The sequence below is a fragment of the Henriciella sp. AS95 genome (assembly GCF_038900055.1).
GTDB lineage: Bacteria > Pseudomonadota > Alphaproteobacteria > Caulobacterales > Hyphomonadaceae > Henriciella.
On record NZ_JBBMQM010000001.1, the window covers coordinates 3,625,268 to 3,645,816 of the forward strand.

21 protein-coding genes and 1 other RNA gene are annotated in these 20,549 nt (G+C 60.2%); 12 read left to right on the plus strand and 10 right to left on the minus strand.

Annotated features, from left to right (window positions below; genetic code table 11):
- The first annotated feature begins 2 nt into the window (after positions 1–2).
- From WNY37_RS17560 to WNY37_RS17575, 4 genes are all read left to right on the plus strand, one after another.
- Entirely contained in the window at positions 3–1,451 is a 1,449-nt protein-coding gene (locus tag WNY37_RS17560; protein ID WP_342974702.1) for a mechanosensitive ion channel domain-containing protein, read from the plus strand.
- 93 nt (positions 1,452–1,544) lie between these two features.
- Entirely contained in the window at positions 1,545–2,240 is a 696-nt protein-coding gene (locus WNY37_RS17565) for a pirin family protein (protein WP_342974703.1), read from the plus strand.
- 44 nt (positions 2,241–2,284) lie between these two features.
- A complete protein-coding gene (locus WNY37_RS17570; protein WP_342974704.1) occupies positions 2,285–2,461 on the plus strand; it encodes an NF038104 family lipoprotein in 177 nt (58 codons plus the stop codon).
- Between the two features lie 103 nt (positions 2,462–2,564).
- Entirely contained in the window at positions 2,565–3,038 is a 474-nt protein-coding gene (locus WNY37_RS17575) for a hypothetical protein (RefSeq protein ID WP_342974705.1), read from the plus strand.
- Here the strand turns inward: WNY37_RS17575 and WNY37_RS17580 are convergent.
- Genes WNY37_RS17580 through queC form a run of 3 tightly spaced genes read right to left on the minus strand, consistent with a single transcriptional unit; the run spans position 3,035 to position 4,772 of the window.
- Positions 3,035–3,460 carry a 6-carboxytetrahydropterin synthase gene (locus WNY37_RS17580; protein ID WP_342974706.1) on the minus strand — a complete coding sequence of 142 codons (426 nt, stop codon included), beginning with the start codon at positions 3,458–3,460 and terminating at the stop codon, positions 3,035–3,037. The two genes, WNY37_RS17575 and WNY37_RS17580, sit on opposite strands and share 4 nt — an antisense overlap.
- Positions 3,415–4,068 carry a 7-carboxy-7-deazaguanine synthase gene (gene queE, locus WNY37_RS17585; protein WP_342974707.1) on the minus strand — a complete coding sequence of 218 codons (654 nt, stop codon included), beginning with the start codon at positions 4,066–4,068 and terminating at the stop codon, positions 3,415–3,417. Before queE ends, WNY37_RS17580 begins: the two co-directional genes overlap by 46 nt.
- On the minus strand, positions 4,065–4,772 hold the full coding sequence (queC, locus tag WNY37_RS17590) for a 7-cyano-7-deazaguanine synthase QueC (protein ID WP_342974708.1): 708 nt from the start codon (positions 4,770–4,772) through the stop codon (positions 4,065–4,067). Before queC ends, queE begins: the two co-directional genes overlap by 4 nt.
- 241 nt (positions 4,773–5,013) lie before the next feature.
- Here queC and WNY37_RS17595 point away from each other — a divergent pair, with 241 nt between their 5' ends.
- From WNY37_RS17595 to WNY37_RS17605, 3 genes are all read left to right on the plus strand, one after another.
- Positions 5,014–7,959, plus strand: a complete 2,946-nt coding sequence (locus WNY37_RS17595) for a TonB-dependent receptor (protein WP_342974709.1) — start codon at positions 5,014–5,016, stop codon at positions 7,957–7,959.
- Positions 7,960–8,084: 125 nt separating this feature from the next.
- Positions 8,085–9,308: a PQQ-dependent sugar dehydrogenase gene (locus WNY37_RS17600; protein WP_342974710.1), complete on the plus strand. Its 1,224-nt coding sequence runs from the start codon at positions 8,085–8,087 to the stop codon at positions 9,306–9,308.
- An 11-nt stretch (positions 9,309–9,319) separates the two neighbouring features.
- The gene (locus WNY37_RS17605; RefSeq protein ID WP_342974711.1) at positions 9,320–9,940 is read left to right on the plus strand and encodes a glutathione S-transferase family protein; all 621 of its coding nucleotides are present in this window, start codon (positions 9,320–9,322) and stop codon (positions 9,938–9,940) included.
- 115 nt (positions 9,941–10,055) lie between these two features.
- Here the strand turns inward: WNY37_RS17605 and recR are convergent, their stop codons facing one another.
- Genes recR through WNY37_RS17620 form a run of 3 tightly spaced genes read right to left on the minus strand, consistent with a single transcriptional unit; the run spans position 10,056 to position 12,750 of the window.
- Entirely contained in the window at positions 10,056–10,655 is a 600-nt protein-coding gene (recR, locus tag WNY37_RS17610; RefSeq protein ID WP_342974712.1) for a recombination mediator RecR, read from the minus strand.
- A 16-nt stretch (positions 10,656–10,671) separates the two neighbouring features.
- Positions 10,672–10,995: a YbaB/EbfC family nucleoid-associated protein gene (locus WNY37_RS17615; RefSeq protein WP_342974713.1), complete on the minus strand. Its 324-nt coding sequence runs from the start codon at positions 10,993–10,995 to the stop codon at positions 10,672–10,674.
- 9 nt (positions 10,996–11,004) lie between these two features.
- Positions 11,005–12,750, minus strand: a complete 1,746-nt coding sequence (locus WNY37_RS17620) for a DNA polymerase III subunit gamma/tau (protein WP_342974714.1) — start codon at positions 12,748–12,750, stop codon at positions 11,005–11,007.
- 99 nt (positions 12,751–12,849) lie between these two features.
- Here WNY37_RS17620 and WNY37_RS17625 point away from each other — a divergent pair, with 99 nt between their 5' ends.
- The 3 genes from WNY37_RS17625 to WNY37_RS17635 all read left to right on the plus strand — a co-directional run bounded on the left by WNY37_RS17625 (position 12,850) and on the right by WNY37_RS17635 (position 17,194).
- Positions 12,850–14,343 carry a cryptochrome/photolyase family protein gene (locus tag WNY37_RS17625; RefSeq protein ID WP_342974715.1) on the plus strand — a complete coding sequence of 498 codons (1,494 nt, stop codon included), beginning with the start codon at positions 12,850–12,852 and terminating at the stop codon, positions 14,341–14,343.
- Positions 14,344–15,374: 1,031 nt separating this feature from the next.
- A complete protein-coding gene (locus WNY37_RS17630; RefSeq protein WP_342974716.1) occupies positions 15,375–15,950 on the plus strand; it encodes a deaminase in 576 nt (191 codons plus the stop codon).
- Between the two features lie 461 nt (positions 15,951–16,411).
- Entirely contained in the window at positions 16,412–17,194 is a 783-nt protein-coding gene (locus tag WNY37_RS17635) for a glutathione binding-like protein (RefSeq protein ID WP_342974717.1), read from the plus strand.
- Between the two features lie 88 nt (positions 17,195–17,282).
- On the opposite strand, the gene ffs is transcribed toward WNY37_RS17635, so the two are convergent.
- Positions 17,283–17,379: signal recognition particle sRNA small type (ffs, locus tag WNY37_RS17640), an RNA gene on the minus strand.
- A 64-nt stretch (positions 17,380–17,443) separates the two neighbouring features.
- Here ffs and nudC point away from each other — a divergent pair.
- Both nudC and WNY37_RS17650 read left to right on the plus strand, forming a co-directional pair.
- A complete protein-coding gene (gene nudC / locus WNY37_RS17645) occupies positions 17,444–18,373 on the plus strand; it encodes an NAD(+) diphosphatase (protein WP_342974718.1) in 930 nt (309 codons plus the stop codon).
- Positions 18,374–18,463: 90 nt separating this feature from the next.
- The gene (locus WNY37_RS17650; RefSeq protein ID WP_342974719.1) at positions 18,464–18,622 is read left to right on the plus strand and encodes a YqaE/Pmp3 family membrane protein; all 159 of its coding nucleotides are present in this window, start codon (positions 18,464–18,466) and stop codon (positions 18,620–18,622) included.
- A gap of 82 nt (positions 18,623–18,704) precedes the next feature.
- Here WNY37_RS17650 and WNY37_RS17655 read toward each other — a convergent pair whose 3' ends face one another.
- From WNY37_RS17655 to WNY37_RS17665, 3 genes are all read right to left on the minus strand, one after another.
- Positions 18,705–19,223: a porin family protein gene (locus tag WNY37_RS17655; protein WP_342974720.1), complete on the minus strand. Its 519-nt coding sequence runs from the start codon at positions 19,221–19,223 to the stop codon at positions 18,705–18,707.
- Positions 19,224–19,459: 236 nt separating this feature from the next.
- Positions 19,460–19,915 carry a YHS domain-containing (seleno)protein gene (locus tag WNY37_RS17660; RefSeq protein WP_342974721.1) on the minus strand — a complete coding sequence of 152 codons (456 nt, stop codon included), beginning with the start codon at positions 19,913–19,915 and terminating at the stop codon, positions 19,460–19,462.
- Positions 19,916–19,943: 28 nt separating this feature from the next.
- Positions 19,944–20,468, minus strand: coding sequence for a hypothetical protein (locus WNY37_RS17665; RefSeq protein WP_342974722.1), 525 nt, complete (start codon positions 20,466–20,468; stop codon positions 19,944–19,946).
- Positions 20,469–20,549: the final 81 nt, after the last annotated feature.

Below are 20,549 nucleotides of genomic sequence, written 5' to 3' on the forward strand. Positions count from 1 at the left end.
GCATGCAGGGTGAAACCGCCCCGACCAGTGAAGTCCCCATCCTGAAGGAGTGTATTCTTCGGGATGGGGAAGAATTTTGCCGGACGGTTTCGCCCGATGGGGCTGAAAACGAAGCGGTGGCGCAGATGGATTATCTCGCCTTTGCCCGCCCCTTTCTCGATGACCCGGTCGGCTGGACGAATGAGCATTTGCTCAATCTCGATATCCTTGTGCCGCTCAGCATTCAGGTCGGCAGCATCATCGCGGCCCTGATCGTCGGCGCCCTTCTGGCCCCCCCGATCAGAAAGCAGGTTCTCGCGCTGATCGGCAAGCTGCCGGACAATATCGCCCGGAATGTCGAAGAGGCCGCGCCGACGCTGGTGCGTCCGGCGCTCTGGGCGCTGTTCATCTATATCGCGCTGACGATTCTCGCCGCCGTGGGTCAGGAAAGCGCGCTGGTGCGGATTGCATCTTCGCTGGCGCTGGCCTGGCTACTCATCCGGATTGTGACAACCTTCCTGCCGGATGCCGTCCGCAAACCGCTGGAATGGACGATCTGGATCTTCGCGGTGTTCTACGCTTTCGGCGTGCTGGACGAGGTCATCGACTGGCTGTCGAATGTTGGCCCGCCCTATGCCGGTGGCCGGATCAGCCCGGTCTTCATTGTGCAGGCCATCGCGACAGCGGCGTTCTTCCTGTTCGTTGCGAACTGGATTGCGTCGCGCCTGAAGAGACGCGTGCATGCCCTGCCCCGCGTCGAGCCATCGCTGCGTATCCTCATGTCGAATGCGATGCAGATCGGCCTGTTCTTCGGGGCGGCTCTGCTGACGCTGGCGGGCCTCGGCATTCCGCTTTCGGGGCTTGCGGTGCTGGGCGGCGCGATCGGTGTCGGCCTCGGCTTTGGCATGCAGCAGATCGTGGCGAACTTCATTTCCGGCGTGATCCTGCTGACCGACCGCTCCATCAAACCGAATGATGTGATCGAGGTGGATGACACCTACGGCGTCGTGAAATCGCTGGGCCTTCGCTATGCCTCCGTGATCACGCGGGACGGCAAGGAACACCTGATCCCGAACGAGATGCTGATCACCGACAAGGTGGTGAACTGGTCGTATTCCAACAAGGAAGTGCGGGTGAAGAAGAGCCTGCGCATCGAGTATGAGACAGACCTTCGTCAGGCTGTCGATCTTGTTGTCGAGGGCGCCAAGGCGACACCGCGCGTGCTGCATTCACCGGCGCCGGTCTGCCTCGTCATGGAATTCGGCGATGAGGCCATCGAGCTTGAGGCCCGCTTCTGGATCAATGACCCCGAGAATGGCGTGGCAAATATCGCCTCGCAGGTGATGCTGAGCATCTGGGACCGGTTCCGCGAGGCCGGGATCGATGTGCCGCTGCGCCATCAGGACATTCTGGTCAGCCCGGGATCGACGCTGCAGGTCGAGATGGTGCGGCCAAAGAAAAAAGACGATTGATGCACGCTGCGAATAAGTGATGTCCGGCGCGGGCTCTGGATCAATGGCGGCGCTTAGCCATTTTACTGCCAGACACAACGCATGGAGGTCGCAATGATTGATATCCGCAGATTCAGTAAACTCGGCACCTTCCAGAATGAATGGCTGGATGCCCACTACCACTTTTCCTTTTCGCACTATTACGACCCGTCCCGCATGGGTCACGGCAAGCTTCGCGTCTGGAATGATGACAGGATCCGCGCCCAGACCGGCTTTCCGCCGCATGGTCACCGCGACATGGAAATCATCACCTATGTTCGCAACGGCGCGATCACGCATGAGGACTCGCTCGGCAATAAGGGCCGTACCGAGGCCGGCGACGTGCAGGTGATGAGCGCAGGCTCGGGCGTTCAGCATTCCGAATGGAATGCCGAAAGCGACGAGACAACGCTGTTCCAGATCTGGATCGAGCCGGCTGTCGCTGGCGGCGCGCCAGGCTGGGGCGCCCGCAAATTCCCAAAAGGCGACCGGTCCGGTCAATGGGCCGTCCTCGCCAGCGGGGATGAGCGCGATGATGCCCTGCCGATCCGGCAGAATGCCAAAGTGCTCGGCGCAACGCTTAAAGCGGGCGAAACGCTGGAATACACCGTTCCGGCGGGCCGCTATGGCTATTTCGTGCTGGCCGATGGCTCGGTGGAGCTGAACGGCGAGACGCTGAACGCCCGGGACGGAGCGGCCGTCACCGGCGCCGAAACGCTCAGCTTCAAGGGCTTGGCAGACGCTGAGATCGTCTTCGTCGACACAGTCTAGGCGTCTTCACTGCCGGTTAAGACGGGTCGTGGCACTCTCACGCCATGACCCGTCTTCTTGCCGTTTCGGCTCTCCTCGCCGCCTCTCTTGCCCTCAGTGGATGCATTGTCAGAACCGCCGTCGGCGTTGCCGGCGATGTCGCTGAAGGGGCCGTCAATGTGACCGGCGCTGCCGTTGGGGCGGTGATCCCTGATGGCGACGATGACAAGGACAAGGACTGAGGCCAAAGCGCCTGCGCTGGCATCACGTCTCTGCGAGCAGATGCAACCGCGCTTTCACATGCCGCGTTTCTAATGGTATATTTCCCCTATCAGGAGGATTACCATGAGAAAGCTAATCATCGCGCTTGCCGCCGCATCGCTGGCACCACTGGCCCAAGCCGCTGAGATCAGTGTTGGCTATTCCGACGAGTTTCAGGAGAAGCTGACCGACGATTATGGTGCCCGCGAAGGCGAGAAGCTGGTTTCCGACATTCGCGAAGACATCGAACACGCGTTCAACAAGGCCGGTATCGACCCGGCGAAAGTGACCGTCACGATTGTCGACGCCAAGCCGAACCGCCCGACCATGAAACAGATGACCGACCAACCTGGACTGGACATGCTGCGTTCCAAGTCGATTGGCGGCATGAAGCTGGTCGGCACGGCCTATGACGCGTCCGGCACGGTGCTCGGCGAGGTTGAGTATGACTGGTACGAGAGCGATATTCGCCAGGTTTACGCGGCCGGTGTCTGGCAGGATGCCAATCGCGCATCGCGCAACTTTGCCAGGCGCTTGGCAGAGCAGATTTCCAACTAGCCGCGAAGCTCCAGCGAGCAGCTTTCATTCAATGACGGCCTTGCCAGTGTCACTTTCGAGAGGCCTGGCAGGGCCGTTTTCAGTTCATTGGCAACCCAGAGGCAAATCCGCTCCAGTGTCGGCACGGACAGGCCCTCGATATCGTTGAGGAGCATATGGTCGAGCAGGCCTGCGACGCGATTAAGCTCCGCCGTGAGGTGGCTGAAATCCTCAACCCATTCCTCGCCCGGTTTAACCGTCCCGCGCACGCTCGCTTCCAGCCGGAAGCTGTGACCATGCAGGTTACGGTATGGATGGCCCTCGGGCTTTCCGCCCATGAAGTGGGCTGCCTCGAAGGTCACCGCCTTCGAGATCTCGAACACTTCGCCTGACGGGCTCAGGGCAGCCCGATCAGTTTGTGGGTTTGTAAGCTCAGTCGCCATTTTGGGTGCTTCATGCAATAGGCCGCTGCGGCCTGAATATTGTCGGCCTGCCTGTTATCATCTTTGGGCTGCAGGAAAAAGTGCTCGAACTGCAGTGTTTCAAAGCGTTCAGGCTGCGCCTCTGCTTCGGTCTGCGGGTAGACGAGCTTCAATTCGTTACCCGTCTTCTGGACAATGGCGGCATTCGCCTTTGGTGACACGCATATCCAGTCAAGCGCGCTGGGCGCCTCGAGCGTGCCATTCGTCTCTACGCCGACCTTGAAACCCGCCCCGTGAAGCGCATCGATCAGCGGGGTGTCGAGCTGCAGGAGTGGCTCACCGCCGGTACAGACGACATAAGCCTCCTGTCCAGCGACGCGCCCATCGGCCTGCCACAGCGCGCGGATATGATCGACGAGCGCCTCGGGGCCGCGAAACTTGCCGCCATTCTCGCCGTCCGTCCCGACAAAGTCCGTGTCGCAGAACTGGCAGATGGCGCTCGTGCGGTCACGCTCAAGCCCGCTCCAGAGGTTACAGCCGGCAAAGCGCAGGAAGACAGCGGCGCGACCGGTCTGCGCGCCTTCTCCCTGCAAGGTCACATAGGCTTCCTTGACCGAATAGGTCTTCACTGGAAGCGCTCCTGCCACTTCCTGTAGCCAGAGGCGCGCAGCTCACAGGCCGGGCATTTGCCACAGCCATAGCCCCAGTCATGCTTGCGGCCGCGCTCGCCGAGATAGCAGGTGTGGCTGTCATCCACGATGATATCGACCAGGGCCTGGCCGCCAAGATCCTTGGCGAGCTGCCAGGTCTCTGCCTTGTCGAGCCACATCAGCGGGGTCTCGATGGTGATGGTCTTGTCCATGCCGAGCGCGAGCGCTTTCTGTTGCGCGTCGATCGTATCGCGGCGGCAGTCGGGATAGCCCGAATAGTCCGTCTCGCACATGCCGCCGATCAGGACGCTGATCCCCCGGCGCCAGCCGAGCGCGGCCGCCATCGTCAGAAAGATCAGATTGCGACCCGGTACAAAGGTCGACGGCAGGCCATTCTCGCCCTCTGTGATGGCATCCTCGCGCGTGAGGGCGGTATCGCTGATCTCGCCGAGAACGCCGAGGTCAATCATGTGATCATCGCCCAGCCGGTCACTCCATTGGGGAAACTGCCTGCGAATGGCGCTCAGCACATTCTGCCGCGCCTCGAGCTCAACCTTGTGGCGCTGACCGTAGTCGAAGCCCAGCGTCTCGACGTGGCGGAAACGCTTGAGGGCCGACGCAAGGCACGTCGTGGAATCCTGGCCACCAGAGAAAAGAACGAGAGCTGACGTCGGCTTATTCATAGGCGCGCCACTACCACTGGTCCTTGATACAACAAAGCGAAACCTTCCGTTACGGCAGTCACGCGTCACCCAAAAAACACGTCACCGGACCAACTCTCCTTATGCGCGAGAAGCCATTGACAAATTGTCACGTCTGCCGCTGAGATGGTCTTTGAGGCATTCCCGGAAAACACGGGAAGCCCATGAGGAAACGCAAATAGTCGAGCAAAAACAACACAAGCTCGACACGGGAGGAGACACAATGATTCCGAAAACGCACCAGAAGTATCTGATGCTCGCAGGCGCTTCGGCGGTCGCGATGGCCTGGACTGCGCCGCTGGCACTGGCGCAGGATGAGGGCGGCGACGTGCAGCGCAAGCTGGGCACGGTTCTCGTAACCACGCAGAAGACCGAAGAGTCCATCCAGGATGTTCCAATCGCCGTTTCGGCCTTCGACGAAGAAGCGCTCGACAAGCTGCAGCTGGCTGGCGGGCCGGATCTCGTAAAGTCCATTCCGAACGTCAACTTCACCAAGGGCAACTTTACCAGCTACAATTTCCGGATCAGGGGTATCGGCGTTGACGCTGTCTCGACCTCCGCTGACGCCGGTGTCGGCGTTCACCAGAACGACGTCCCGCTGACCTCCAACAGCCTGTTCGAGGCCGAGTTCTACGATGTCGAGCGCATCGAGGTCCTGCGGGGCCCGCAAGGCACGCTGTACGGCCGGAACGCAACGGGTGGTGTGTTCAACCTGATTACCGCCAAGCCTGTGCTGGAAGAGTTCCAGGCTGACGCCAAGCTCACCTATGGCAACTACAACACCGTAAAAGCAAAGGGCATGATCAACGTTCCGCTCGGTGACCGGGCTGCCCTGCGTGTCGCCGGTTCGCTTCTGCAGCGCGACGGCTATGTTGATAATGTGACGACCGGCAATGATGTCGACGATCGTGACCTTTATTCAATCCGGGCCTCCCTGGCCTGGGAGCCGACTGACCGACTACGGACCTTCCTCAGCTATGAGCATTTCGAGGAAGACGATAACCGCATCCGGTCCGGCAAGCAGTTCTGTGCCAAGGATCCGATCAAGACGAGCTTTGCTAATATTCCAATATCTGCCTTTGACCAGCTGATCACATCGCAGGGCTGTGTGGAGGCCCGGCTTGATGATCCGGCCTCTCTCGGCGGTGTAAACTCGGCCGGTACTTTGGGTGGCCAGTACGGCTTTCTCTCCGGTACAGTCGGCGGAATCGATCCGAATACCGGCAATGCCATAAACGTCGATTCAAATACGAGCGGGATCATTCCAGACCTTCGCAAGACCGAGAGCTATTTCGATCCGACCTATGAAGGCTCGCAGGACCTGATCACCTGGAAAGCCGAATTCGACCTCACCGACAGCCTGCTTCTGACCTATCTCGGCAGCTACAATGAGAACGAGGTCATTTCGCAGGAGGATTATAACGAGTACGCAGCGGATGTGGCGTTCAATACGAGCGCAAGCCCATTCGTCGGCCTGACAGCTTCAATCGACCCTGCACTGCCTGCTGGTTTCACCGCTCTCTATCCGCTGCTGTTTCCAGGCGGCGTCGTGGCTGACCCTCAGCTCGGCCCGACCAATGCTCTCGTCGCAGCCGATCTCTCGGGCGGATATTCGGAACAGACAACGCATGAATTGCGCCTGCAGTCGGACTTCGATGGCAAGTTCAACTTCAACCTCGGTGCCATCAGCGTCGACTATGAAACCAATACCGGCCCGAAGATACAGGAAAGCTACTATGTGTTCTTCAACACATCGTCGGCCTTCAACCGGCTTCTGAATGCGGCCCAGGGCGCTGAGGTTTTCCCGATCGAGGACCTCGCAGACGCTGGCGCTACGCCAATCGAGAACCTCGATGGCGTGTCGCGTCAGTATTTCCGTTCGATCACACCATACTGGCTTGATAGCTTCGCTGTGTTCGGTGAAGGCTATTACGACGTCACCGATGACCTCACGGCCACAGTTGGTCTTCGGTACACGAAGGACGACAAGGAAGTGCTGCGCATTCCAACCTTCCTGTCGGAATCGATCGTCGATATTCCGGACCCGCTCGCCGGGACCGGCAAGACGCAGGCAAGCTTCGAGGAAGTGACCGGCCGTGTCGGTTTCGACTGGGCGCCGCAGCTCAACTGGTCTGAGGACTCGCTGTTCTACGCCTTCTATTCCCGGGGCTATAAGGGCGGCGGTATCAACCCACCGCAGCCGGTCGGTTCAGTCAGCGCGTTCCCGGAACTGTTCGATCCTGAGTTCATCAACTCCTACGAAATCGGGACGAAGAACACGCTCAATGGCGGCGCGCTTCAGCTCAACGCCACTGGCTTCTACTATGACTATACCGGTTATCAGATCACGCAGATCATCAACCGCACGTCAGCCAACTTCAACGTCGATGCCGAGATCAAGGGCCTCGAACTTGAAACAATCTGGAACCCGACATCCACGCTCGTGCTGAACGCCAACCTTGGCCTTCTCGACGCACAGGTAAAGGATACCTACGGCGTTGACGTGCTCGATCGCACGAACGGTCGCGCGGATCTTGTCGTCCTCAAGCAGTTCCCGGGTGCCGCGAACTGCGTCGTATCGGCAGAGGGTTACGCCACCGTTCTGGGCGCAATTGCCACCGGTGCAATTAATCCATCGACGGGCCAACCGTTCGCACCGGGCTCAACCCTTGGTCTTTGCTCGGGTGCCTTCGCCGGTGCCGAAGCAGCCTTCGGCGTCGGCAGTGTCACCTACACTGACACCAATGGTCAGACCCAGACGATTGGCGGCCTCACGCCATTCGAGGGTGATGCCAAGGACCTCGACGGCAACAACCTGCCGGGTACGCCGGACACCACGCTCAGCATTGGTGCAGAGTACACATTCGAAGCCCTTGGTGGCGGCGGCTGGAACATGCGTTTGCGCGGTGACTACTACTACCAGGCCGATGCCTTCTCACGGGTCTGGAATACGGGCCGTGACGAGCTGGACAGCTGGGACAACATCAACCTGTCCATCCTGTTCTCGAATGACGAGATGGGCCTCGACTTCGAAATCTTCGGCAAGAATATCGGTGATGACGATGTGATCACCGGCTCTTATCTGACCGATGACTCCTCGGGTCTTTTCTCGAACGTCTTCCTGAACGAGCCAGCCCTTTACGGCGTCTCGATCAGCAAGCGCTGGTAAGACCCACCTGACACATGAACGGAAAGGGCGGCTCGCGGGCCGCCCTTTTTATTTTTGCGCAGGATCGATTTGCGCAATCACGCATTGGCTTTACAGTCCCGGCTCTTGCTTATGGTGGACCCCAAATGAGACTTTCAATCCTTCTGGCATCAACCGCCCTTCTCGCCGGCGCCTGCTCCGGTTCAGACGACGCGCCAGCAATGGGCGGCGCCGATGCTGGCGACACTGAAACGGCCAGTGAGGGCGACGAGTCTGGCCCGGCGAGCGCGGCCAACGCGCTGACATCCGAAGACGGCTTCACGCTGACCCCTGTGGCGAGCGGCCTTTCCGTGCCTTGGGACATGGTGTTCCTGCCCGGCGGCGACATCCTGGTTACAGAGCGCAGCGGTGCGATCCGCGTGATCCGCGATGGCGAGCTGTTGCCGGCCCCCGTCGCCGGCACGCCCGAGGCGCTTGTCGAAGGCCAGGGCGGCTATTTCGCCATGGCGCTCGACCCCGATTTTGCGAGCAATCGCACGCTGTACCTGGCGTTCGCCAAGGGCGAGTCGGGCGACAACAAGACCACTGTCGTGAAGGGCGTTCTTTCCGATGATGCAAGCGAGCTCACCGACGTCGCCGAAATCTTTGCCGGAACTAGCCGCGAGACGACCTATCACTTTGGCGGACGGCTGGCCTTCCTGCCCGATGGCACGCTGATCGTCACGATGGGCGAAGGCTTCCGCTATATGGATGAAGCGCAAAACCCGATGAACTATCACGGCACCATTGCGCGGATTAATTCCGATGGCTCGATCCCCGAGGACAATCCGTTTGCAGATGGCGCCGATGGCGCGCCGGCGGTCTGGACGTATGGCCATCGCAATGTGCAGGGCCTCGTCTATGACGCTGGCCGCGACATTCTGTGGGCGCATGAGCACGGCCCGAAAGGCGGCGACGAGCTGAACATCATCGAGCCGGCCAATAATTATGGCTGGCCTAGGATCACCTATGGCGTGAACTATGACGGCACGATCATCACAGAGGAAACCGAGGCCGAGGGCATGGAACAGCCGGTGGTGAAATGGGTGCCGTCCATCGCGCCGTCAGGCATGGCGCTGGTTAGCGGCGATGTCTGGGCCGACTGGGACGGCGACCTCATCGTCGGCGGCATGAATGGCCCCAAGGGCAAGAAACTCGTTCACATCGAGCTGGATGAAGGTGGCGGTCTCATCGGCACTGAAGACCTGCTCGCCGATCTGGATCTACCCTATCGTGATGTCGCGATCAGCCCCGATGGCCAGCTTTTCATCGCCACGGCTGAAGCCGAAGGCACGATCTACGAAGTGACCCGAACCGAAGCGCCGGAATAGGCAGGCCCGTCATGATTACGCTGCACCATCTGCGCATCGGCAGATCGATCTTCACGGTCTGGCTGCTGGAGGAGATGGGCCTCGACTATGAGCTGAAAGTCTATCACCGCAATCCGCAGACCTTCCGATCGCAGGACGACATCAAGCAGGCCACCCCGCTCGGCAAGTCGCCGACGCTGGAAGATGGCGACATCATGCTGACCGAGTCCGGGGCGATCGCGGCTTATCTGGTTGATCGCTATGACACCGACCGCAAGCTCGCGCCGGACCGGACCGACTGGAAGGCTTATGCGGAGTATCTTCGCTGGCTGCACTATCCGGAAGGCTCGGTCTTTCTGCCGCTCTTCCTGCGCATGTTGCAGGCCCGCGAAGGCGACAATCCATCGCCGGTGTACAAGGCGTTTGCCGATGGCGAGGTGCCGCTGCATCTCGGTCTGCTCGACGAGCGGCTGGGTGAGATGCCCTACATTCTGGGAGACACATTCCAAGCGCCGGATATCGGTATCAGCTATGCGGCAAACATGGCCGAACGCGTCGGCGAGATCGGTCCTTACAAGAACCTCAAAGCCTATCTCGACCGGAATATGGAGCGCGAGGCCTGGAAGCGGGCGAAAGCGCGGGCGGTTGAGTAGATTGCGCTGACCGGCTTCGTGGTTCGACTTCGCTCACCATGAAGCCTTCTGGCCTGCAGGAAACAGCCTTCATCCTCAGCGAAGTAGAAGGACGCGGCCGTTACGTGCAACGCAGCTACCGCCGCGAGCGCATCGCGGCCGCGAGCGTGCCTTCATCGAGATGGTCGAGCTCACCGCCATGCGGGACGCCCTGGGCGAGGCGCGTGATGGTGATGTCGAAATCTTCCAGCTGGTCCTTCACATAGTCGACCGTGATCTGGCCATCGAGCGTGGCGCTGAGGGCGAAGATCACCTCGCGGATACCGCCCTGCCTGATGCGGTCGACAAGCATGCCGATGGTGAGGTCTTCCGGCTCGACGCCGTCCAGCGGAGAGAGCACGCCGCCGAGAACATGATAGCGCCCGCGAAAGGCGCTCGCACGCTCGAGCGCCCAGAGGTCCGGCACATCTTCGACCACACAGATCACACTCTCATCGCGGTTCGTCGACTGGCAGACCGCGCAGGGCTGCAGCGTGTCGAAATTCCCGCAGGTCTCGCAGCGCTCAATCTTGTGACCCGCATCAGCCAGCGCATCGGCGAGCGGCAGCAGCAGCTGGTCCTTGCGCTTCAGCAGGTGAAGCGCCGCGCGGCGCGCAGAGCGTGGCCCGAAGCCCGGAAGCTTCGCGATCAGCTCGATCATTTTCATTATTTCCGGGCCGGCGCTCTTCTGGCTCATCACAGAAAGGCAGGCCTCAGAAAGGCAGTTTGAAGCCGGGGAGCATGCCGCCCATGCCGGAGGTCGCTTCCTTCATCGCCTTCTCGACTTCCTCGTCGAGGCGTTTGCGGGCATCGGAATGCGCCGCCTTGACGAGGTCTTCAACGATTTCGGCTTCGTCATCCATCAGGGATGGATCGATGGTCAGGCCGACCATTTCGCCCTTGCCGCGCAGGCGGACCTTGACCAGCCCGGCCCCGGCAATGCCTTCGGCCTCGACCTGTTCGATCTTTTCCTGGGCTTCCTGCATCTTGGCCTGCATCTGCTGGGCCTGCTGCATGATCTTTCCGAGGTCTTTCATTGTGGGCCTTTAGCCTTTCTTTGAATTGGCGACGCGCAAGGGAACGACATTGTCGCCCGCAGGCTCGTCTTCAAGGGGCGCTTCGCGGCGCACCTCGATAATCTCCGCCCCCGGAATGGCTTCAAGAGCAGCCTTTACGTCCGGATGGGTTTTGACTTGGTCGATCCGTTCCTGCTTCTGGCGGTCTTCGCGTTCCTTCACGGTCTCGCGGGTCGTCTGCGCCTTGCGCACATCCCATTCCAGACCGGTGGAGATTTCGAGGAAGTCCGTCAGGCGGCGCAGCAGATCGACTGGCGCGCCGTCTTTGAGGTCACAGCTGATCGTGCCTTCGGCAAACAGGGCGGGGCGGATATAGGCCTTGGCCTCCCCCCAGAGCGTCGGCTCGCGCTCCTTCTCCAGAAGGTCCAGCACGTCCTCGAACTTGGACAGCTTGCCTGTCCCGCCGCCGCCCACGGGGACGACATTCGGGTCGGCCTTGCCGCCCCTGCCCTTTGCGTTGGATGGCTTGCCGCCGCCTTCCGCGATCATCCGGGCCGCATCTTCCGGCGATGGCAGCCCGGCGGCTGCGACGAGGCGAAGGATGACCATGCGCAGCGCAACGTCGCTTTCCGGCGCGCTTTGCGTGTCGCGGTAGCCTGAGAGCAGGATCTGCCAGTTGCGCTGGGCCTGCGCCGGGGTGACGCTGTCGGCAATCTGGCGGGTGCGGCTCGTCCAGTCGGCCGGGCCGGGCAGCGTGTAATTATCGCCCATGGCCTGGACTGTCGCGACATCGGCGGCGATCTCGAGCAGGTCTTTCATCAGGACGAGCGGGTCGGCGCCGATCTGGATCTGGTCGGTGATCTCGTTGACCGCCTCTTTCGCCTTTCCGGTCACGGCATATTCGAACACGTCGAGCAGGCGGAGCCGGTCGCCGAGGCCGAGCATGTGGCGCACGGCTTCACCGCTGATCTCGCCGCCATCAAGGCCCTGCACGATGGCCTGGTCGAGAATGGACAGCCCGTCTCGGACAGAGCCTTCGGCGGCGCGGGCGATGAGGGTGATGCCCTCGTCGGAAATCTTTGCGCCTTCACGGGCACCAATTTTTGCGAGGTGCGCAGCGAGCTCGCCGGTGTCGAGGCGTTTCAGATCGAAGCGCTGGCAGCGGGAGAGAACCGTCACCGGCACCTTGCGGATTTCGGTGGTCGCAAAAATAAATTTCACGTGGGGTGGCGGCTCTTCTAGAGTCTTCAGAAGGGCGTTGAAGGACGCGGTCGACAGCATGTGAACTTCGTCGATGATGTAGACCTTGTAGCGCGCCGACTGCGGCGCATACCGAACGCCGTCCAGGAGGTCGCGCATATCGGCAACACCGGTGCGGCTGGCAGCATCAAGCTCCAGCACGTCGGGGTGGCGGCTTTCCATGATCGCCTTGCAGTGTTCGCCCGGCGGATCGAGCTTCAGGCTGGGGCCGTCATGGTCGTCGCTCTGATAGTTGAAGGCGCGGGCGAGCAGGCGGGCGGTGGTGGTTTTCCCCACCCCGCGCACACCGGTTAGCATGAAGGCGTGGGCGATGCGGTCCAGCTCAAACGCGTTGCGCAGGGTGCGGACCATCGCCTCCTGGCCGATCAGGTCAGAGAAGAGTTTCGGGCGATATTTCCGCGCCAGCACCTGATAGGATTTCTGATCGCCCTCCACGCCCATTTCCTCTTCCCCAAACATGGAGAAAGTCGCGTCATCGCGCTCGTCTTCGGGCTGGAGGTCACCATCATCGCTCATCGCGCGGATAATGGCAGGGACTCGGGGTTCTCCGCAATGGCGGGGCCCAGCTTTTCGCGGCCTTTGCCTGTGGGTGGATCGATCTAAGTGTAAGCAGAGATGTCTACCGCGCTCCTGATCTTCCCCCACCAGCTCTTCGACCACCACCCCGGCCTCGACAAGCGGCCGCGCCGGATCTGCCTCATTGAGGACACGCTGTTCTTCGGGGATCGCCAGTATCCGATGCGCTTTCACAAGCAGAAGCTGTGGCTGCACCGCGCCTCAATGATGCGCTATGCCAAGCGGCTGGAGCGGCTGACACCGCAATTTGAGTATATCCGCTACACGCCCGGAAAGCCGCTGCTGGAGCCGACGATCAAGCGCCTCGCCGATGCCGGCATTGACGAGATCATCGCCTGCGACCCGGTCGACTTCATCCTCGAAAAGCGCCTGCGCGCCTATTGCGAGGCCGAGGGGCTGGACCTCAAGCTGCTCAACAGCCCGATGTTCCTCAACACGCCGGGCGAGAACCGGGCCTGGCGCGAGGACCATAAATCCTGGTTCATGGCCGAGTTCTACAAGCGCCAGCGCCGCCATTTCGGCGTGCTGATGGAGGGCGATGCGCCGAAGGGCGGCCAGTGGAGCTTTGACGAAGAGAACCGCAAGAAAGTCCCGAAAAAACGGCGTGATAACCCGCCGCGCCTTCGCCCGCGTGAGCCGAGCAAGCTGGAAGAGCAGGCCCGGCGCGAGATCGAAGAAGACTTCCCGGACAATTACGGCTCGCTGCGCGATATCTACTGGCCAACCAGCCATGAAGACGCCGAAAGCTGGCTCGGCAAGTTCCTGTCAGAACGGTTCGAACTGTTCGGCCCTTATGAAGACGCGATCCTGGCGCGCGAGGGCCTGCTCTGGCATTCGGCGATCACACCCATGCTGAATATCGGCCTGCTGACGCCGAAACTGGTGCTGGATGCGGCGATGGCCGTGATCGAGGCGCGCGACATTCCGATGAACTCGGCAGAGGGGTTCGTGCGGCAGGTCATCGGCTGGCGCGAATTCATGCGCGCGACCTATGAAGACCTTGGCGTGGACATGCGCAACGGCAATCACTGGGGTCATGAGCGGCCCCTGCCGGAGAGTTTCTGGACGGGCGAGACGGGCATCGGCCCCATCGATGACACGATAAAAAGGGTCCTGAAAACAGGCTATTGCCACCATATTGAGCGGCTAATGGTACTCGGCGGGTTCATGTTCATCTGCGAGATTGATCCCAAGGACATCTATCGCTGGTTCATGGAAATGTTCGCCGATAGCTATGACTGGGTCATGGTGCCGAATGCCTATGCGATGAGCCAGAATGCCGATGGCGGCCGTATCACGACGAAGCCGTATTTCTCCGGCTCGGCCTATATTCGCAAGATGGGCAACCATGAGACGGGTGAGTGGTGCGATATCTGGGACGGGCTCTACTGGCGCTGGATCTGGCGCAACCGGGAGACGCTGTCCGGCAATCCGCGCTGGGCGATGATGGTGTCCATGGCCGAGAAGATGGATGAGAAAACCTTACAAGGGCATCTTGAGACGGCGGCGAATTTCCTGCGGGGATTCCGGTGATGTGGGGTGGGGGATGGATCGGCGTTTCGGGACGTGAATTGGCAGGCCGATTATAGGCCGATTTCAGGCCGATACTGGGTCGATTTTGGGTCGATGCATGTGAGCACGACCCACGAGACGCCATGGTGAGCGAAGTCGAACCATGAAGAGGCCAGACGCGCCCGCCGCGATGGTTCGACTTCGCTCACCATGGCGGCTTTGAGAGGCCGCGCCCCACCTCCGAAGATACCTGCGCAGGCAGGTATCCATGGGGTGACATCAAATCCAATTATGAGGTCACTGGCGCGCCAGGTATTGACGACGAACTTGTAAGGTCCGGCGGGTTATGTGTTTGATTTGGGAGTGCTCATTGGGCGAGGTAGCGGAGTGGCGGATACCCCGTCATTTCAAACGATAAACCTGAAGCGGTGTCTGAAATGAAGCGTGTCTTGTACAGACGTTTAGCAATCGTGAGCGGAGCGATTAACGCGATGTATTTTTTTCGCGCCTATCCCGCCTCAGCGCTTGCAGGTTATTCGACTGAGCCAGTCCTGGTTCACAAGCTGCTACTGGTCTGGGCCCTGATTCTTATGGTCCTTACATTTATTTATTCCGTCGTCCTGGCCAGGAATGAGATCCCGAATCTGGCGTATTTTGTACACATCGTGTCGGCGGGAAACATCTTCGTGTGTGCAATGCTTATACTAAGCCTGATCATCGGATTCAGGTTTTGAGATTTGAGAACAACATACGCCGTCCGCTTCTCGCAGACTATTTTACAACGTTATTCCGATAGATCGCCATCGTTTTGCGAAGCGTTTCGAGCCCGCAGGACTCTTCCGGGGTCATCAGTTTTGCGTGTCCGATCTGTTTCAGGCCGTCAAGGGCGCTTCGCGTCCGCAGGATTACACCCTTGACGGCCTGAAACAGATCGAAAAGGGCTGGCTATGGCCAAATGGCAGGGTCTGCCATTTGGCGTGAATGAATCAACCAAAAAGGGAAATGGCACGATTATTGCTCTCGTCTCAGGATAACAACCGGAGATAGATAATATGGCAAATGAAACTGAATGGGATTTACGTTATCTGGAGTTGGCCCGACTTGTCGCAGGCTGGTCGAAAGACAAGGCCAAGGTCGGCGCAGTTCTAGTTCTCAACAATCGAGTGGTTGCAACTGGTTTTAACGGTTTTCCGACCAACGTTCTCGACGATGAGAGGTTGAGTCTGAAAGCTATAAAGCAAATCATGGTAGTGCATGCCGAAGTGAACGCACTGCTTGTCGCGGGCGATAGAGCGCGTGGAGCCACCCTCTACGTTCACGGCAAACCGATATGCTCTGGCTGCGCGGCGCTCATCATTCAAGCGGGAGTCGAGAGAATTGTTTCCCCAAGACCTGAACAGGCAAGTAATAGTAATGAAGAGCCCCAAGGCACCAAGGAACCTGGGGATATAGACTGGAACCACCGAGGCCTGGTCGCAAAAGAAATGTTCGCCGAAGCTGGAATCAAAGTTCACCACATCGAGGCTGAACCGACCCGAAAGGTCAAAACCACCGACGACGGTGCTCATGTTACGAAGTTGGCAAACGACGAAGCAAAAAGTGCTCGAAAGTCAGTCCAAAAGAAGTGACCATTTTCGCGGTGATTGGGCGCACGCCCGCGTCAAGAAAAGGACAGAGGTAGCTCTAAGGCTGTCACGGTTGCCCCTCGGGGTAGCCGGCCCTTGGCCGGGCCCTAAAGGACCGTTGCTCGGGCTGCTACCTCCCGATTTATGAACCTAACGGCTGCTATCCGCCGGTGAGGGACTCGCGTAATCTTGCGAGGTAAGCCTCTTCCTCGTTCGTCCAAATGCCGCGTCGCCCGAGCCGTTAGCAATAGCAGTGCCTAGCAGCCGATGCGGTCATGAAGTTTAAGCATGTTATGCTCCTTCTTCATTGGAACTAAACATGAACACAGATTCGTTTCGAATGCAAGATGTTATTGCTTGAGATCCCCGCCTTCGCGGGGAAGATCGGAAGATTGATGCATCGCCATCCCCTCCCTGCCATGCTACGACCGCACCAATAACAATGGAGCTGGAGGAAAACGCTCATGAGGATGATGTTTGCGGCGGGGCTTGGCCTTGCGATGTTGGGGGCGTGTGCGACGCCGGTTTCCGAAGAGGAAGAGGTGATTGTCATGACCGAAACACAAGCTGCCATGCCGATGCCGCCGCTGACCATCTATCACCTTGAGGGGCGCCGCTCTGAGCGGATTGTCTGGCTCATGGAAGAGCTGGAAATGCCCTATGAGCTTGAATATGTGCGCGGCGATCTTGGCGCGTCGATGGCCAAGGTGCGCGCGCTCGGCCATGAGATGCCGATGGTGCCGACGGTCGTGCTGGGCGATGAGATCCTGGTCGAGAGCGGGGCGATCATCGAAACGATCATCAACCGCTATGCGCCGGGCGAGCTGACGCCGGACATTGCCAGCCCCGACTATGCCAAGCACCTGATGTGGCTGCACTATGCCGAGGGCTCGCTGGCCGCGCGCCTGTTCAGCGATTACCGCGCCTGGATGGCCAATCCGCCGAAACAGCGCTCGCCGCTGGTCGATAGCGAGGCGGTGGTGAACTATTCGGAGAATTACCTGGAAGAGCATGACTATTTCGGCGGGGCGGACTTCTCGTCGGCCGACATCATGATGTGGTTCCCGCTCAACGTGGCGACCAAGCTGAACCTTGTCGATGAGGCGCAATTCCCGAAGATCGCGGCGTGGAAAACGCGGGTCGAGGCACGGCCGGCCTATCAGCGCATGCTGGAGAAAGCGCGGCCGGACGGTATTCCGGGCATGCTGACCCCTGTGCCGCAACGGCCGCCGTCTGAGCGGGGTTAAGGCGCGCGCGCCTCTTCGACGGACAGAGATTGACGAGCACCCCGGCGAAAGTCGGGGTGTTTTCGTTATGGCGCTGATTGTGCGGAAAAGCGGAGACTGGACAGTGACCCGAAGGGAAACTCGTTAGGGCTGCTTCGTTCCCGACCTGACCCAGTTGGCGAGGACTTCGTCCACCGCCAGCCTCCTGACGCCTATATCGCGATTTGAAACCGGGGTGACAAGGGGGCGGATGCTGATAGGTATCGGGGCATGACGACCATCACGACAAATTCCGACCTTATCCCGCTTGGCTCACGCGCGATCGACCGCGCCGGCCACCACCGAACCGACCAGGCCTGGCTCGACGCAGCCTATAAGAGCGAGGAGGCGCTGGTCTTCATCCTGCAGGGCGGCCTGCCCCTGGTGACCGCAGAGGGCGGGCTCGTCTGGCTCGGCCCGGAAGTGGCGAAACTGGCGCCCGACGCTGAGCCGCTTTTCCTTGGCGTCGACAAGAATGGCACGCCGGTCTTTGCGGTGGAGATGCCGGGCGATTTCGATCTCAACTCGTCGCTGATCGCTGGCACGGGCGATTTCGGCGACCTGCGGACCAGCCTACAGAACATGCCGGAGATGGACGCCAACCTCGCCTCGACGGCGCGGAGCCTGTTCGAGTGGCATCGCTCGCATCGCTTCTGCGCGAAATGCGGGACCGAGAGCGTGCGCACGGACGCAGGCTGGAAGCGCGAATGCCCGGACTGCAAGGCGCAGCATTTCCCGCGCACCGACCCGGTGGCGATCATGCTGGCGGTGTCGGGCGACAAATGCCTGCTCGGGCGCCAGCGCATGTGGCCGAAGGGAATGTGGAGCTGCCTGGCCGGCTTCATCGAACCGGGCGAGACGCTGGAACAGGGCGCGGCGCGCGAATTGCTGGAAGAGGCCGGCATCAAGTGCGACCCGGCGCAGGCCGAATACCTTTTCTGTCAACCATGGCCATTCCCGTCATCGCTGATGATCGGGCTGATCCTGCCGGCTGAGAACGAAGACATCACGATCGACCCGGATGAGCTGGAACAGGCGATCTGGGTGACGCGGGAAGAGGCGCGGCGGATCCTGGCGGGCGACCACCCCGAGATCTATGCGCCCATGCGGTTTGCCGTGGCGCACCACATTCTCAATGAGTGGGCGACACGCGACGAATAGGCCGCGACGGGCTGGAGGTGCGCAAGAGGCGGGAGCGGAACAAGCGTCGCCTGGGCCGCGTTGTTTTCCTTTATTGGAGACACCCCCTCAATGGATATTATCCGCATTATCTTTTCCGTGCTCATTCCACCGCTCGGCGTATTCCTGCAGGTCGGTATCGGCGCGCAATTCTGGCTCAATATCCTGCTGACGCTGCTCGGCTATATTCCGGGCCTCATCCATGCGGTGTGGATCATCGCGAAGGAATAACCGGCCCCGGCGGACAAGAAAAATCCGGCCAGGCGTGGTGCCCGGCCGGATCGTTCATCCCCTTCGCGAAGGGTGCCAGCGACTAGAATTTCCAGACAGCTGCGATGGTGAAGGCGTCTGCTTCGAGATCTTCGATGTCGTAGCGGGTATATTCGCCGCGGAAGCCGAAGTCCGGCCCGACCATGAACTCGCCGCCGGCACCATAGCCGATGCCCGTGTCGCTGCCGCTATCGTTGAAGCCAGCAATCGAGACCTCGATTTCCGCATTCACGGCGCCAGCGCGCGCGAACAGCGTTGCGCGATCGCTGATCGGCAGTTCGCCGCGCAGATACGCACCCACGACATAGTTCAGCTCCACATCAACATCGCCGACGAAGGTGTCGATCGTTTCGTCCTGTACGCCAACGCCAGCTTCACCCTCAACCGAGACGTACTCGTTGAAGTTGTAGCCGAGGTGACCGGTGATGGCGCCGAGGTCAGCGTCCACGCCATCCTCGTCAATGGAGATGAACTGGTAGCCGGCATCGGCATACCAACCTTCGGCCACGGCGGGGCTGGCGAGGAGCGAAAGCGTCGCTGCAAGTGCTAGAGTTTTGGACATTTATTTTCTCCTGTATGCCGCGTCCGTCCAGGGACGCGATGCGACAGGAATCGCAATCAATCGCTACCGAATTGTTGCTGGAAAACGGCTGAAAAATGGCCGCCAGAAAATGTGCCTTTAGGGCAACAGAGCCTAAACCTAAGCGGGATGTAAAAGACCCTGCACGGAGGGGACGTGCAGGGTCTTCAAGCCGGAAGAAACAGGGCGTGGGTGAGGGGAGGAGGGAATATGCCCTGTTACTTCAGAACCTCCGGCCAGTTTGTATCTGCATTAACAATGAACTTCGCCTGATCTAGTTCCCAGCGTTCCTGAATTTTTTTATTATAGTTGAGGTAAAGTTTTCCATCGACGATTTTCCAGTGGTCGGCATCGCCTTTCGCGGTCTTTCCTTCGGCCACGGCCCAGGCGCAATAGCCGCCATATTGAGGGGCGTATCTGGCCGGATCCGCCTTGAAGGCGGCGAGGTTTTCAGCGCTCGAAAACTTGAATGTGGCGCCCTGATATTTAGTGGTGAAGTCGTTCGACCCCTTCACCGGTTTTCCCTCTGTGAAATAGGCGACGACATCATGGCCCTGAACGGCGGTGTCAGAGAAGGGGCCGGTATAGATGGGCGACTTGTCGGCATGGGCTGGCGCAGCGAAGGTGGCGGCGGACACACTCATAGCGAGCGCGACGGCGAGGGTCTTGAGCATGGTTTGGCTCCTTTTAAGGGTCAGGGGGTCAGGCGTGTGACGCGCGCGGCGTGGGATGTGGCTGGCGCGTGCCCGCCCGTCCCGGCAGAAAGGTTGCGACAAGCCCCCGGCCGATCGCCGCGAGTTCCTTGCGGCGGATGAGGATGAGGACAATCGACGTCGCCAGGACGACGCACGCCATGAAGAACAGTCCGCCGCCATCATTGTTCGGGTCGATGCCGAGCGGCGTCCAGAGGTGGAAGTTCACCGCCCCGCTCATCACGGCGAAGGCAATCACCGCGCCAAGTGCCTGCAGGCGGCGAAGCGCCGGGTGTATGCCGAGGAGGAGCAGCGCCGCGGCAAAGAGCTCAGCGGTGCCGATCACATACTGGCTGAACAGCCCGGTCTGAGCGAAGAGGCCCCCTGCCCCGAAGCTCGCGGCCCAATTGTCGAGCCGGGTGAAGATCTCGATCGTCTCCGGCGCATTGGTGAACTTGAAGCGCAGGCTGTCGAGAAAGACGAGCGATGCGATGACGGCGATCACATGCGGCGACCAGGTCTTGATCTTGTCCATTGGTTCATCCCCTTGTCCGGTGGCATCGAGATACGCCTCAAGCGGCTCAACTGCGAACCACGCCTGCGTGATTGGCAATCA